Annotated in this window: 12 protein-coding genes; 9 read left to right on the top strand and 3 right to left on the bottom strand. The window is 74.1% G+C overall.

Annotated features, from left to right (window positions below; genetic code table 11):
• Positions 1–236: 236 nt before the first annotated feature.
• From ACI2LW_RS09425 to ACI2LW_RS09395, 7 genes are all read left to right on the top strand, one after another.
• A complete protein-coding gene (locus ACI2LW_RS09425; RefSeq protein WP_404730575.1) occupies positions 237–1,316 on the top strand; it encodes an alpha/beta hydrolase in 1,080 nt (359 codons plus the stop codon).
• A complete protein-coding gene (locus ACI2LW_RS09420) occupies positions 1,313–2,542 on the top strand; it encodes an acyltransferase (RefSeq protein WP_404730574.1) in 1,230 nt (409 codons plus the stop codon). Before ACI2LW_RS09425 ends, ACI2LW_RS09420 begins: the two co-directional genes overlap by 4 nt.
• Positions 2,542–4,029, top strand: a complete 1,488-nt coding sequence (locus ACI2LW_RS09415) for a sensor histidine kinase (protein ID WP_404730612.1) — start codon at positions 2,542–2,544, stop codon at positions 4,027–4,029. The genes ACI2LW_RS09420 and ACI2LW_RS09415 overlap by 1 nt, the downstream gene beginning before the upstream one ends.
• Entirely contained in the window at positions 4,026–4,706 is a 681-nt protein-coding gene (locus ACI2LW_RS09410; protein ID WP_404730573.1) for a response regulator, read from the top strand. The genes ACI2LW_RS09415 and ACI2LW_RS09410 overlap by 4 nt, the downstream gene beginning before the upstream one ends.
• A 227-nt stretch (positions 4,707–4,933) precedes the next feature.
• Positions 4,934–6,295, top strand: a complete 1,362-nt coding sequence (locus ACI2LW_RS09405; RefSeq protein WP_404730572.1) for a sensor histidine kinase — start codon at positions 4,934–4,936, stop codon at positions 6,293–6,295.
• On the top strand, positions 6,292–6,966 hold the full coding sequence (locus ACI2LW_RS09400; RefSeq protein WP_404730571.1) for a response regulator: 675 nt from the start codon (positions 6,292–6,294) through the stop codon (positions 6,964–6,966). The genes ACI2LW_RS09405 and ACI2LW_RS09400 overlap by 4 nt, the downstream gene beginning before the upstream one ends.
• A 39-nt stretch (positions 6,967–7,005) precedes the next feature.
• Positions 7,006–8,226, top strand: a complete 1,221-nt coding sequence (locus ACI2LW_RS09395) for a cytochrome P450 (protein ID WP_404730570.1) — start codon at positions 7,006–7,008, stop codon at positions 8,224–8,226.
• Positions 8,227–8,283: 57 nt separating this feature from the next.
• Here the strand turns inward: ACI2LW_RS09395 and ACI2LW_RS09390 are convergent, their stop codons facing one another.
• Complete coding sequence (locus ACI2LW_RS09390) at positions 8,284–9,897, bottom strand: ABC transporter permease (protein ID WP_404730569.1); 1,614 nt, start codon at positions 9,895–9,897, stop codon at positions 8,284–8,286.
• On the bottom strand, positions 9,894–10,958 hold the full coding sequence (locus tag ACI2LW_RS09385) for an ATP-binding cassette domain-containing protein (protein WP_404730568.1): 1,065 nt from the start codon (positions 10,956–10,958) through the stop codon (positions 9,894–9,896). The genes ACI2LW_RS09390 and ACI2LW_RS09385 overlap by 4 nt, the downstream gene beginning before the upstream one ends.
• Positions 10,959–11,209: 251 nt before the next feature.
• Between ACI2LW_RS09385 and ACI2LW_RS09380 the strand changes: the two genes are divergently transcribed.
• Entirely contained in the window at positions 11,210–11,704 is a 495-nt protein-coding gene (locus ACI2LW_RS09380; RefSeq protein ID WP_404730611.1) for a GbsR/MarR family transcriptional regulator, read from the top strand.
• 112 nt (positions 11,705–11,816) lie between these two features.
• Here ACI2LW_RS09380 and ACI2LW_RS09375 read toward each other — a convergent pair whose 3' ends face one another.
• On the bottom strand, positions 11,817–12,686 hold the full coding sequence (locus tag ACI2LW_RS09375; RefSeq protein WP_404730567.1) for a diacylglycerol kinase family protein: 870 nt from the start codon (positions 12,684–12,686) through the stop codon (positions 11,817–11,819).
• A 195-nt stretch (positions 12,687–12,881) separates the two neighbouring features.
• Between ACI2LW_RS09375 and ACI2LW_RS09370 the strand changes: the two genes are divergently transcribed.
• Complete coding sequence (locus ACI2LW_RS09370) at positions 12,882–14,165, top strand: adenylosuccinate synthase (protein WP_404730566.1); 1,284 nt, start codon at positions 12,882–12,884, stop codon at positions 14,163–14,165.
• Positions 14,166–14,207: the final 42 nt, after the last annotated feature.

The following is a 14,207-nucleotide window of genomic DNA, read 5'->3' as shown; positions in this document are numbered from 1 at the left end:
GCCGTCCGCGGTCCGGAAGTGCGGCGCCGGGCACCCGGTCATACCCGTAGTACCTGAGAGCCACGGCGCGGAACACCCCTCCGGCGGGACGCGGGCGACGACGCACGATCCGTAATTTCCCTTCCGTGCCGGCCCGATGGCGGGCCCGGAACGGAGGGGGACGAGCCATGGGGCTTGCACGGCCGGTCGGGGTCGCGGACATGCGCGCCGGCGTGAGTGCGGACAGGCGCGCGGACGTGAGTGCCGACGTGAGTGCGGACATGCCCGCGGACGGGGATGCGGCGCGGGGGGACGGCGAGGGCAAGGGTGAGGGCGGGGGCGCGTGCGGGGGCGGGGCTCCGCCGGGCACCGCCTCCGGGCACCGCGCCCGGCGCCTGTGCCGGGCCTTCCTGGCGGTGCTCGTCGCCGCCGCGGTGGTGGTGCCGCTCTCGGGTGCCGCCCGACCCCGGATACCCGCTCCGCCCCCGGCGGCGCTCGCGCCCCTCACCCGGAGCACCCTGGAGGCGGCCTACGCGGCGAACCGGGCCAACGCGGCCCTGGCGTCCCGGATGGCGGCCGCCCACGGCGACACGCACCGTGCGTCCGCGGACGCCTCGCTCGCGGCGCCCGGACGGCACCTGCTCGCCTTCGACGGCCGGGGCCAGGGCCGTGCCACGGAGGTGCTCGGCGACCTGGCGCACGCCGACCGCGTCGCGGTCCTGGTCCCCGGCTCAGACACCTCGCTCGACACCTACGGCCGGTTCCGGCAGGGTGCCCTGTCCCTGTCCCGCGAGCTGTCCCGGCAGGCCCCCGCCATGACGCGCACGGCGGTCGTGGCCTGGCTCGGCTACGAGACACCGGGCACGGTCAGCTCCACGGTCCTCACCACGGGCCGCGCCGAGCAGGCCGCCCCGGGCCTGCGGCGGCTGATACACGGCCTGCGCGACGTGCTGGGCAGGGCACCGCACATCACGCTGGTGTGCCACTCCTACGGCTCGGTGGTGTGCGGGCGCGCCGCGGCCGGCCTGGACGTGGACGACATCGCCCTGATCGGCAGTCCCGGCACCGGCGCGGACTCCGTGGCGGAACTGCGCACCCCCGCCCGGGTGTGGGCGGCCCGGGGCGCCGGCGACTGGGTGGCGCACGTGCCGCATGTGCGCGCCGACCTCCTCGGCACCACGCTCGGCCTCGGCGCCGACCCGATGGACCCCGCCTTCGGCGCCCGCGTCTTCGACGCCGGGCGGGGCGGTCACAGCGCCTACCTTACTCCCGGCTCCCCGTCCCTCGCCCACCTCGGCAGGATCGTCCTCGGCACCGCGGAAGGAGGTGCGAGGTGACCGACGTCCCGGTACCCGTTCGTCCCGCCGTACGCGGGGGCCTGCGCGCCGCCGCCCTCCGTGTCCACGCCGCGACCCCGCAGGGCCGGGACCGGGCGGTGGACGCCCTGAGGGCGTGCGCGATCCTCGGCGTGGTGCTCGGCCACTGGCTGGTCACCGCCCTGGTCTCCGGCACCGGCAGCGGTACGCACCCCGCCCTGCGCACCACGAGCCCGCTGCAGCACATGCCCGCTCTGGCCCCCGTCTCCTGGCTCTTCCAGACCCTCGCGGTGTTCTTCCTGGTCGGCGGCCATGTGGCGACACGCGGATACGGCTCGTCCCGGGCCCGCGGCGTCCCCTACGGCCAGTGGCTGCGCGCCCGGCTGTCCCGCCTGTTCCGGCCGGTCGCCGCCGTGCTGACGCTGTGGGCGGTCACCTCGGCCACCCTGCTCCTCACCGGCGCGGACCCCGGCACGGTCCGTGCCCTGGTCGGGCTCGCCCTGTCCCCGCTGTGGTTCCTGCTGGTGTTCGCCGCCCTCACGGCCGCGACCCCGCTGCTCACCCGGCTCAACCCGCTGTGGCCGGCGGCCGTCGTCCTCCATGTCGACCTGCTGCGTTTTGGCCTCGGCGGCCCCGCCTGGCTGGGCTGGCTGAACCTGCCCGCCGGGTGGCTGGTGCCGTTCACCGTGGGCGCGGCCTGGACCCGGGGCGAGCTGGACCGCCGTCGCGCGGGCTGGACGCTGCTGACCGGCGGCGCGGCGGCCACCGCGGTCCTCGTCGCCCTGGCGGGCTATCCGGCGTCGATGGTCGGCGTCCCGGGCGCCGCCGTCTCCAACCTGAACCCGCCGACCCTGGCCGCGGTCGCCTTCGGCCTGGCGCAGTGCGGCCTGGCCCTGCTGCTGCGCGCACCGCTGCGCCGGGCGATGCGCCGCCCGGCGGCCTGGGCGGCCGTGGCACTGGTCAACCTCTCCGCGATGACGGTCTTCCTCTGGCACCAGACGGCCCTGATGGCGACGACCGCCGTACTCCTTCCAGTGGGACCACTGGCCGGGCTGCACACCGTTCCCGACGGTCCCGGCTGGGTGGTGGCCCGCCTGGCCTGGCTCCCCGTCCTCACGCTCGCGCTGGCAGTCTGCTGGGCGGCCTTCCGGGGCTTCGAGCGGGGCGGCGGCCGGCGCGCTCCCCGGACCGTGCGGTCGCAAAGCCCCGGGGCGGTCACCGCACCAGGCCCTAGGGTGGGCGCGTGATGCGATGGGGGAGCCTGGCCGGGCGAGGGCTGCGGGTGCTGCGCGACGACCTGTGGACCGTGCGCCAGGATCCGCTGCCGCCCTCCGTGTGGCTGCGCTGGCTGCCGCACGGCATCGTGTGGCTGGCGGCCTTCGGCGTGCTGGTCGGCGGCCTGGGGCAGCTCTCCGACAACGGCGGCCTCGGCTTCGGTTACGCCTTCCCCGTGGCCGTGGGGCAGAGCGGCGCGATGGCGCTCGCCCTGTGGCGGCCCGTCCCGGCATGGTGGCTGTCCCTGGCCGCCACGGTGCTGGGGGCGGTGGTGCTGAGCGCACCCCTGGCGGCGGGAGAGGTGCACGACTTCCCCTGGCCGTGGAGCGCGGCCGGCATCGTCGCCCACCTGTTCGTGCTGCTGCTGCTCGCGCTGCGGGTGCGCCTGCGCGTCGCCGTGGAGGCGTTCGCGCTGACCGTGCTGGTCACCTATGTGCTGCAGGCCCTGTGGGGTTCGGCCGGGCAGCAGCCCACCGGTGTGCTCGCCATGGTGCTGTCGGCGGTCGTGGTGGTGCTCGGCACCGCTCTGCGCGGGCGCCGCGAGGCCCGGGCGGAGCTGGGCCGCCAGACCACCCTCACCGCGGAGGAGCGGGCCCGGCGCACCCTGCTCGAGGAGCGCAGCCGCATCGCCCGCGAACTGCACGACGTGGTCGCCCACCACATGTCGGTCATCTCCATCCAGGCCCAGGTGGCGCCGCACCTGACGGAGAACCCCTCACCGGAGCTGAGGGAGAACCTCGCCGGCATCCGGCAGAACGCCCTGGAGGCCCTCGCGGAACTGCGCCGCGTGCTCGGCGTGCTGCGCTCGGACAACCCGCAGGACCCCTACGGGCTCGGCGAGTCCGGCACCGCCCCCGACTCCCCGCAGCCCACCCTCGACCGGCTCGGCACCCTGGTGGACAACACCCGTGCCGCGGGCCTCACGGTCGCCCTGGACGTCACCGACACGCGCCGCGAGAAGCGCCCGTACCCGCCCGGCGTGGAGCTGTCGGGCTACCGCATCGTCCAGGAGGCGCTGAGCAACGCCCTGCGCCACGCGCCGGGTTCTACGGTCCGCGTGGAGCTGGTCCATGTCCCGGACGGCCTGTACCTCAACGTGGTCAACTCCCGTCCCGGGCAGCCCGTGACGCCTTCACCGGGGGCCGGGCACGGCCTGCTCGGCATGCGGGAGCGGGCGGCGATGCTCGGCGGGCACGTCGACGCGGCGCCGACCCTGCACGGAGGCTTCTCGGTCTCCGCCTTCCTGCCCCGTGACGGCGCCACCCCGCTCACCGTCCCCGCCCCGCCCGCGTCGGGGGAGGCGCCCGTCATCCACCCCGAGCCCGACGGGCCCGTCGTCGTCCGCGTGGAACCGCCGGCCGCCCCGGCCGTCCATCAGGGGACGACTCACCAGGAGACGGCCCGCCTGGACACGACGGCCGACGGCCCCCCGCCCGCGACAGGAGAGCAGACCCCATGACGAGCGGCAGCATCCGCGTCCTCATCGCCGACGACCAGCAGATGGTCCGCCAGGGCTTCACCGTGCTGCTCAACACCCAGCCGGACATCGAGGTGGTCGGCCAGGCGGTGAACGGCCTGGACGCCGTCGCCCAGGTCGCCGAACTCGCCCCGGACGTCGTCCTCATGGACATCCGCATGCCCGAGCTCGGCGGCATCGAGGCCACCCGCCGCATCACCACCGGCGCCGCCACGCCGGACACGAGGGTGCTGGTGCTCACCACCTTCGACCTCGACGAGTACGTCTACGAGGCACTGCGCGCCGGTGCCTCCGGCTTCCTGCTGAAGGACGCCTCCGCGGACAAGCTCGCCGAGGCCGTCCGGGTGATCGCGGCTGGCGACGCCCTGCTCGCCCCGGGGGTCACCCGCCGGCTGATCGCGGAGTTCTCCCGGATGAACGGCAGGCCCCGCACCCCGCTGAAGACGCGTGTGGGGGATCTGACCGAAAGGGAGACGGAGGTGCTCACCCTCATCGCGCACGGCCTGTCCAACGCGGAGATCGCCGAGCGGCTGGTGGTGGCCGAGCAGACCGTGAAGACCCATGTCGGCCGCATCCTGGTGAAGCTGGGCCTGCGGGACCGTACCCAGGCGGCGGTCTTCGCCTACGAGTCGGGCCTGGTCCGCCCCGCCGGATACTGACGCGGGACGGGCGCAGCAGGGCCGGGGCCGAGGGGACGGGCGCCGCAGGGACGGGCGCCGCGGACGGCCGGGAGTGCCCGCGGCGGGAGAGCCGGCGTGGGCGGCCCGGCGTCCCGGCCGGGGGAGCGCCGACGTGCGCGGAGTACCCGTAGTACTTGAGGCGGACGGCGAAGGACCCCTCTCACTGGGGACGACCGCGACCCCCGCCTGCGCCTACCGTTCTCATCGTGACCGAGACGACCCAGACGCGGACGACGCCGGACGGCAACGGCGCGTCCCAGCCACGCAGCCCGGAGTTCCGGCTGGCCGCGGACGCCCTGCGCGGGCTGAGGCAGGAGCTGTTCCACGACGCCTTCGCCTACCGCCCACTGCCCCGCAGGACGGGCGGCGGCCGGCTCACCAGGCGGCTGTCCGGCCGCACCCGCGGATACGCGGCCTGGGCGCCGCACGCGCTGGTGGTCGCGGCCGGCCTGCTGGCGATGTTCGTCGGCTGGACGGCCGACGGCGACGGCCCGCAGGCGCCCGTGTCCGGCCTGCTGGCCCTGATACCGGTGCTGCTGACGCTGGCCCGGCCGGTCGGGGCGTTCTGGCTGTCCCTGGTGGCGGCCGCGGTCACCTCGGTGACCGCCGGGGCCTTCGGCGACTGGCCCTGGCAGCCCGGCGCCTACGTCACCCACCTGACGGTGATGACGGTGGTGGCGATACGCACCCGGCCGCGCACGGCGGCGTGGATGTGGGTGCTCACCGCGCTCTACTCCTTCCTCGCCGAGACCGCCTCCGGCTACCACGCCATCGACAACTCGGCCCCCATGCTGGTGCTGTCGGCCTTCTCGATGCTGGCCGTCACCGTGTGGCACATACGCCGCAGCGCCGAGCGCGAGGTGACCGCACAGCAGACGGTGACCGCGCACGAGCGCTCCCGCCGCACCCTGCTCGAGGAGCGCACCACGATCGCCCGTGAACTGCACGACGTCGTCGCCCACCACATGTCGGTGGTCGCGATCCAGGCCGAGGCCGCCCCCTACCGGGTGGAGAATCCGCCGCCGGAACTGGAGAAGGCCTTCGCCACCATCCGGGAGAACGCGGTGGCGGCGCTGACCGAGCTGCGCCGTGTGCTCGGCGTGGTGCGCGCCGAGGACTACGAGGCCCCCGAGGCCCCGCAGCCCACCCTCGCCGACCTCGACACCTTGCTGGCCAACGTGCGGGAGGCCGGCCTGGAGGTGGAGAAGACGGTCACCGGCGCGGTGCGTGAACTCCCGCAGGGCGTGGAGCTGTCGGCGTACCGGATCGTTCAGGAGGCCCTCAGCAACACTCTGCGGCACGCGCCCGGCGCCAGCGCGCGGGTCGAGATCGGCTACGTCCTCGGCGGGCTCGGACTGCGCGTGGTCAACGGGCCGGCGCCCGAGCCGTCCATGGTCAAGCCCTCGCCGGGCGCCGGCCACGGCATCACCGGCATGCGCGAGCGCGTCTCGATGCTCAGCGGTGAGATACAGACGGGCCCGACCGGCGACGGTGGCTATGAGGTGGTGGTGTTCCTGCCGGTCGCCACGGTGTGGCAGGGCACGGACGACAGCGGGGCCGGTGCATGACGGCGGACACGATCCGGGTGCTGATCGCGGACGACCAGATGATGGTGCGCGAGGGCTTCTCGGTGCTGCTGAACGCGATGCCGGACATCGAGGTCGTCGGCGAGGCCGTCAACGGGCGCGAGGCGGTGGAGCGGGTGCGCGAACTGGCGCCGGACGTGGTGCTGATGGACATCCGCATGCCGGAGCTCAACGGCATCGAGGCGACCCGGGAGATCGTCGCCGCGGACGGCACGGCGAAGGTGCTCGTGCTGACCACCTTCGACCTCGACGAGTACGTGTACCAGGCGCTGCGCGCGGGAGCCTCCGGGTTCCTGCTCAAGGACGCCTCGGCGCGGCAGCTCGCCGACGGCGTGCGGGTGGTGGCGGCCGGCGAGGCACTGCTGGCCCCCTCGGTCACCAGACGGCTGATCACCGAGTTCTCGAAGATGTCCGACACCCCGAGGCTGCCGGCCGGCGCGCACGCGGCGTACGGCGACCTGACCGAACGGGAGACGGAGGTGCTGGTGCAGATCGCGCAGGGCCTGTCCAACGCGGAGATAGCGGAGCGGCTGGTGGTCGCCGAGTCGACGATCAAGACCCACGTGAGCCGGATCCTGGTCAAGCTGGGCCTGCGGGACCGTACGCAGGCGGCGGTGTTCGCCTACGAGGCGCGGCTGGTGACGCCCGGCTGACCCTGGTCAGGGGACGGGACGGCGGGCTACCGTCCGTCCATGGCAGCCCCTTCCGACCTCGCCTTCGACCCGTGGGACCCGGCCTTCGTCGCCGACCCCTACCCCGCCTACGCCGAACTGCGCGCGCGGGGCCGCGTGCACTACTACGAGCCCAGCGACCAGTGGCTGGTCCCGCGGCACGCGGACGTCTCGGCGCTGCTGCGCGACCGCCGCCTGGGCCGCAGCTACCAGCACCGGTTCACCCACGAGGAGTTCGGCCGTACGGCGCCCCCGCCGGAGCACGAGCCGTTCCATGTGCTCAACGACCACGGGATGCTCGACCTGGAGCCCCCGGACCACACCAGGATCCGGCGGCTGGTGTCCAAGGCGTTCACCCCGCGGACGGTGGAGCGGCTGCGGCCGTACGTCCACGGCCTGGCGAACGAGCTGGTCGCCGCCCTGGTGGAGGCGGGCGGCGGTGACCTGCTCACCGATGTGGCCGAGCCGCTTCCGGTCGCCGTGATCGCCGAGATGCTGGGCATCCCGGAGGCGGACCGCGCCCAGTTGCGCCCCTGGTCGGCGGACATCTGCGGGATGTACGAGCTGAACCCGTCCGAGGAGACGGCGGCCAGGGCGGTGCGGGCGTCGGTGGAGTTCTCGGAGTATCTGCGGGAGCTGATCGCCGCCCGCCGCGAGAAGCCGGGCGAGGACCTGATCTCCGGGCTGATCGCGGCACACGACGAGGGCGACCGGCTGACCGAGCAGGAGATGATCTCCACGGCGGTCCTGCTGCTCAACGCCGGCCACGAGGCCACGGTGAACGCGACGGTCAACGGCTGGTGGGCGCTCTTCCGCAACCCGGACCAGCTGGCGGCCCTGCGCGCGGACCACTCCCTCGTCCCCTCCGCCGTCGAGGAGCTGATGCGCTACGACACCCCGCTCCAGCTCTTCGAGCGGTGGGTGCTCGACGACATCGAGATCGACGGCACGGTCGTCCCGAGGGGCGCGGAGATCGCCATGCTCTTCGGCTCGGCCAACCACGACGCCGGGGTCTTCGCCGCGCCGGAGCGGCTGGACCTCGCCCGCCGGGACAACCCCCACATCTCCTTCAGCGCGGGCATCCACTACTGCATCGGCGCGCCGCTGGCCCGGCTGGAGCTGACCGCCTCCATGACGGCCCTGCTGAACCGGGCCCCGACCCTGACCCTCGCCGCCGAGCCCGTCCGCAAGCCCAACTTCGTGATCCGCGGTCTGAAAGGGCTGAGCGTGGAGGTCCGTTAGGACGCCGGTCCGGACGGGACCGGCCGGTCCCTGGGCAGGAAGGCCGGGACCGGCCGGTCAGGTGGTCAGGTCGCGTCTGCGCAGGCCCGCCAGGCCGCCGGCCACCAGCACCACCGCGAGCGCGAGGAGGACGCCCACCGGGGCCCACTCCATGTGCCCGCCCGGCAGCTTGGGCAGATGACCGAAGGGCGAGAGGTCCAGCACGGCCCGCGGGACGTCGAGGGCGGGTCCGATCCAGCCGATCAGCAGGACCGCGCCCGCCACGGCCCAGGCCGCGACCGCGCCGCGCGGGAGGACGCCGTACAGGAGCACGGCGATGCCGCCGATCACCCAGACCGCGGCGACCTGGAGCAGACAGGAGCCCAGGATGGGCAGGATCTCCCTGCCGTAGCCGACGGCGAAGCCCAGGCCGGCCAGCAGCATGATCAGCGCCGAGCCGCCGAAGGCGATCAGCAGATGGCCCGCGGCCCAGCGCAGCCGGCCCACCGCGCCCGCCAGCACGGGTTCGGCGCGCCCGGACGTCTCCTCACCGCTCAGCCGCAGCACGGACGAGACGATGTAGAGGGAGGCGACCAGGCCGAGCATGCCGACCAGCGCGGCGAGGAAGGCGTCCGTCAGGGCCGACTGCCCGCCCATGCGCTCGAAGATCTCGCGCGCCTTCTCGTTGCCGCCGACGAGATCGGCCGCGCCGTCGGTCATCGAGCCGTAGACGGCTCCGGCGAGGAAGAAGCCGGCGCTCCAGCCCAGCACGCCGCCGCGGTGCAGCCGCCAGGCCAGCGCGCCCGCGGTGCCGAGCCCGCCCTCGGCGGGTCCGGGCCGGGCGGGCAGGAAGCCCATGCCGACGTCCCGCCGCCCGGCCAGCGCGTAGGCGACCCAGCCCTGCACGACGACGGCGGCGGCGAACAGCAGCAGCACCCACCAGCGCTCGCCGGCATAGGCCCGCAGTTCCTCCAGCCAGCCCAGCGGGGACGCCCAGGTCCACACGGAGGAACCGTCGGCACTGGCCGAGTCGCCCGCCGCCCGCAGCACGAAGGCCGCGCACAGCACCGCCGCGCCCAGGCCGCGGGCGGCCCGCGCGCTCTCGGTGAGCTGGGCGGCGATCGCCGTCGTCGTGGCGAACACCATGCCGGTGCCGGCCACCGCGAGTCCGAGGGCGGCCGCTCCGGACGCCCCCTGCCCGGCGAGCCCGGCCGCGATCAGCAGCCCGAGCGCCGTGTTGGCGACCGCCGCCGCCAGCAGTGCCGCCGTCAGCGGCGCGCGGCGGCCGACCATGCCGGACGACAGCAGTTCCTGACGGCCGCTCTCCTCCTCGTCCCGGGTGTGCCGTACGACGACGAGCAGGCTCGTCACGGCCGCGAGCGCTCCCGCGTACACGCCCACCCGCCAGGCCGTCAGCGCCCCCAGGGAGTCGCCGAAGACGGGGCCGACCATGGCGCGCAGCGAGGTGTTGCCGGCCACCTGGCCCAGCAGTTCGGCGCGTTCGGCGGGGGTGGCGTACAGGCTCTTCAGCGTGTTCGGCATGGAGAGCACCATCAGCGCGTTCACCGCGACCCACACCGGGATCATCACGCGGTCGCGGCGCAGGGAGAACCTCAGCAGGGTCGCCGTGCCGGCCAGCCGGCGGGCGCCGCCGGGGCGCGCCGCGAGTGAGGGGAAGGCAGGGGCGGTCATCGGGCCACCGTCCCGTCGGCCCCGGTTCCGGCCTCGGTTCCGGCCCCAACCCCGGCCCCGGTTCCGGCCCCAACCCCGGCCCCGGTTCCGGCCTCGGTTCCGGCCCCGGCCCCGGTTCCGGCCCCCACCCCGGCCCCGGCCCCGGCTCCGGGCGTGGTTCCGGCGGCGTCCGTGCGGGCGTCGTCCTGGTAGTGCCGCAGGAAGAGTTCCTCCAGCGTGGGCGGGGTGGAGGTGAGCGAGCGCACGCCCGACTCGCTGAGCGAGCGGAGCACTCCGTCGAGCTTGTCGGTGTCCACCTGGAGGCGGACCCGGTTGCCCTGGACGTCGAGGTCGTGGACGCCGGGCAGCCGGGCGAGTCCGTTGGGCGGCCCGGCGAGTTCGGCGCTGACGCTGGTGCGGGTCAGATGGCGCAGGTCGGCCAGCGAACCGCTCTCCACGGTGCGGCCCTTGCGGATGATGCTCACCCGGTCGCACAACTCCTCGACCTCGCTGAGGATGTGGGAGGACAGCAGGACGGTGCGGCCGCGGGCGCGCTCCTCCTCCACGCAGCGCTGGAAGACCTCCTCCATCAGCGGGTCGAGTCCGGACGTCGGCTCGTCCAGGATCAGCAGGTCGACGTCCGAGGCGAAGGCGGCGACCAGGGCGACCTTCTGCCGGTTGCCCTTGGAGTAGGTGCGCCCCTTCTTCGTGGGGTCCAGCTCGAAGCGCTCGATCAGCTCCGCGCGGCGCCGGGCGTCCAGGCCCCCGCGCAGCCGGCCGTACAGGTCGATGACCTCGCCGCCGGAGAGGTTGCGCCACAGGGTCACGTCCCCGGGCACGTACGCGATGCGGCGGTGCACCTCCACCGCGTCCTGCCACGGATCGCGGCCCAGTACCTGGGCGGCGCCCGAGTCGGCGCGCAGCAGTCCGAGCAGCACGCGGATCGCGGTGGACTTGCCGGCGCCGTTGGGGCCGAGGAAGCCGTGGACCTCGCCGGTCTCCACGTCCAGGTCGAGTCCGTCCAGCGCGTGGGTGGCACCGAACGACTTGTGCAGACCCGAGACGGTGATTGCCTTCGTCATGCTTCGCAACGTACGCTTGTTTCACAAATTTGTGAAGTTAAGGAACCGTATAAACTGCGCTTGTACGCGACGTGGCCGGCGCCGGTGCGCGAGGGTGGTGCCTGATCAGGGGAGATGATCCGGGAATGACACAGCGGAAGGGGAGGGCCGAGCGGTCCCCGCGGCCGGACCGGCCGGACCGGGCGGGTGGGCCGGACCCGGCGGACCGGGGAGCCTCGCAGGTGCCGGGAACGGCCGCCCGATCACCCGAGGTGGACCCGGAGGCGGTGGAGCGGGACCCCGAGGCGGTGTCCCGGTTCGTGGAGCACTTCGCGGCCCAGCTCGTCGAGGCGGGCGTGCCGCGGATGCCGGCCAGGGTCTTCGCCGCTCTGCTCGCGTCCGACTCCGGCACGCTGACCTCCGCCGAGCTCGGCGAGCAGCTGAGGATCAGCCCAGCCGCCGTCTCGGGCGCCGTGCGCTACCTGGCGCAGGTGCACATGGTCTCGCGGGAGCGGGAGCCCGGTTCCCGCCGCGAGCGGTACCGGGTGCACGGAGACCAGTGGTACGAGGCGCTGACCAGCCGGGAGGCGGTCATCAAGCGCTGGGAGCACGCCCTGCGCGAGGGCGTGCAGAGCCTCGGCGAAGCCACCCCGGCCGGCCGCCGGCTGGCCGAGACGTTGGCCTTCTTCGAGTTCGTGGACACCGAGATCGCCGCGATGATGGACCGCTGGCGTGCGCGGCGGGACGAACTCTTCGGAACCCGCTGACCCCCGGATCCCCTTCGCCCCCGCCGCCCCGACCACCGCGGCCCGCTGACCCCCTTCGCCCCTCGCCCCAAGGGCCCCGGCCCGCCGCCCCAGCGACCACAGCCCGCCCCGCTCACCCCCGCGGGGGCAGGGTCAGCCCCCAGGCTCCCTCCCGGACCGTCCACGTCCGCCGGCGCACCGGCCCCGAGACCACCGCGTCCGCGCGGTAGCGGAAGTCCGCTCCCGTGACCGTCACCGTGCGCCCCTCGGCCAGCAGCGGGGACGCCTCCGCGCCGGGCCCGGACAGCGGCCGCACCTCGACGGTCGCCGCTCCCGCGCTGCCGGGCGCGACCGAGACCGCCTCCACCGGCTGGTCCAGGTCCACCACCGTCCGCCCGTCGACCTCCACCCGCAGCCGGGCGGGCCCGGGCTGGGCCTGTGCCGTCGTGCGGACAGGGCGTGCCACCAGGGTCCGGACCAGCGACTGGCAGGTCCGCAGCCAGTCACGGCTCGCGGCGCCCGCCCCCGCGCCGACCGCCGCCGGTCCCGCCGGAACGTCCCGCGGGGACAGCGGCGGGATGCGCAGCGTCCCCAGCACCACCCCGTCGCTGTCGTCGACGAGCAGGTCGAGCCGGCGCTCGGCGCCCTCGAGCACCGCCCGCGCGGCCGCCACCGGTCCGGCCGGCACACCCAGCGAGCGGGCCAGGGACATCGCACCCCCGACGGGCACCACCGACAGTGCGCACGAGGCGAGTTCCCGCCGGCGGTGCAGCACGGCGACGGCCCGCAGCAGTGCCCGGTCGTCGCCCACCACCACCGGCCGCCGCGAGCCGCGCCGTTCCAGCGCGCGGGCGAACTCCTCCGGTCCCTCCGGCAGGCACACCTTCGTGGCCGCACCCGCGCTGAGCACGTCCTTCGCGATCCGTACGGACTCCCCGTCCGTGTGCCGGGCCACCGGGTCGATGACCACCAGCAGCTGGTCGGACGTCGGATAGGTCGCCACCTCGGTCCTGCCTCGCTTCCTCGGGTAGCATCTTTGTGCAAGAGCCCCTTGCGCTATTGCGCCAGGGGCTTCGTCTATTCCGGGGCATCCGGTCCGACGGTGGTGCGGCCAACGACGGTCGCGCGGTGTACGCGGCGGTGAGCCCGCGTACGCCCCTGATCCTGGACATGCCCCGCCCGGAAGGGGTGTACGCGCGTGCCCGCACTTGTGCTGCTCGGTGCTCAGTGGGGTGACGAAGGCAAGGGAAAGGCCACCGACCTGCTCGGTGGCTCGGTGGACTACGTGGTGCGTTACCAGGGCGGCAACAACGCCGGCCACACGGTCGTCGTCGGCGACCAGAAGTATGCACTGCACCTCCTCCCTTCCGGAATCCTGTCCCCCGGTTGTACTCCGGTCATCGGCAACGGCGTCGTCGTGGACCCGTCGGTCCTGCTCTCCGAGCTGAGCGGTCTGAACGAGCGCGGCGTCGACACGTCCAAGCTCCTGATCAGCGGTAACGCGCATGTCATCACGCCGTACAACGTGACGGTCGACAAGGTCACCGAGCGTTTCCTCGGCAAGCGCAAGATCGGCACCACCGGCCGCGGCATCGGCCCGACCTACGCGGACAAGATCAACCGCGTGGGCATCCGGGTCCAGGACCTGTACGACGAGTCGATCCTCACCCAGAAGGTGGAGGCGGCCCTCGACGTCAAGAACCAGATCCTGACCAAGCTCTACAACCGCCGCGCCATCGCCGTGGACCAGGTGGTCGAGGAGCTGCTGGGCTACGCCGAGCAGATCGAGCCGTACGTCGCCGACACGGTCCTGGTCCTCAACCAGGCCCTCGACGAGAACAAGGTCGTCCTGTTCGAGGGCGGTCAGGGCACCCTCCTCGACATCGACCACGGCACGTACCCCTTCGTCACCTCCTCCAACCCGACCGCGGGCGGCGCCTGCACCGGCGCCGGCGTCGGCCCGACCCGGATCGGCCGGGTCATCGGCATCCTGAAGGCGTACACGACCCGCGTCGGCTCCGGCCCGTTCCCGACCGAGCTGTTCGACGAGGACGGCGAGGCGCTGCGCCGCATCGGCGGCGAGCGGGGCGTGACCACGGGCCGCGACCGCCGCTGCGGCTGGTTCGACGCGGTGATCGCCCGCTACGCCACCCGGGTCAACGGCCTGACCGACTTCTTCCTCACCAAGCTGGACGTGCTCACGGGCTGGGAGCAGATCCCGGTCTGCGTCGCCTACGAGATCGACGGCGAGCGCGTCGAGGAGCTGCCCTACTCCCAGACCGACTTCCACCACGCCAAGCCGGTCTACGAGTACCTCCCCGGCTGGCAGGAGGACATCACGAAGGCCAAGACCTTCGCCGACCTCCCGAAGAACGCCCAGGCCTACGTCAAGGCGCTGGAGGACATGTCCGGCGCCCCGATCTCCGCGATCGGCGTCGGCCCGGGCCGGGACGAGACGATCGAGATCAACTCGTTCCTGTAGGCGGAAGCGGTACGGGTGACCCGGCACCCCCGGGTCACCCGA

Source organism: Streptomyces sp. NPDC004065, assembly GCF_044903565.1.
GTDB lineage: Bacteria > Actinomycetota > Actinomycetes > Streptomycetales > Streptomycetaceae > Streptomyces.
Note: the sequence above shows the minus strand (reverse complement) of the source record. Positions and strands in the feature narration are given on the sequence as shown.

What these genes read in the sequence shown, in the direction of transcription:
- ACI2LW_RS09415 (WP_404730612.1), top strand. Translation starts at nt 2,542, where the DNA reads ATGCGATGGGGGAGCCTGGCCGGGCGAGGGCTGCGGGTGCTGCGCGAC.
- ACI2LW_RS09410 (WP_404730573.1), top strand. Translation starts at nt 4,026, where the DNA reads ATGACGAGCGGCAGCATCCGCGTCCTCATCGCCGACGACCAGCAGATG.
- ACI2LW_RS09400 (WP_404730571.1), top strand. Translation starts at nt 6,292, where the DNA reads ATGACGGCGGACACGATCCGGGTGCTGATCGCGGACGACCAGATGATG.
- ACI2LW_RS09395 (WP_404730570.1), top strand. Translation starts at nt 7,006, where the DNA reads ATGGCAGCCCCTTCCGACCTCGCCTTCGACCCGTGGGACCCGGCCTTC.
- ACI2LW_RS09390 (WP_404730569.1), bottom strand. Translation starts at nt 9,897, where the DNA reads ATGACCGCCCCTGCCTTCCCCTCACTCGCGGCGCGCCCCGGCGGCGCC.
- ACI2LW_RS09385 (WP_404730568.1), bottom strand. Translation starts at nt 10,958, where the DNA reads ATGACGAAGGCAATCACCGTCTCGGGTCTGCACAAGTCGTTCGGTGCC.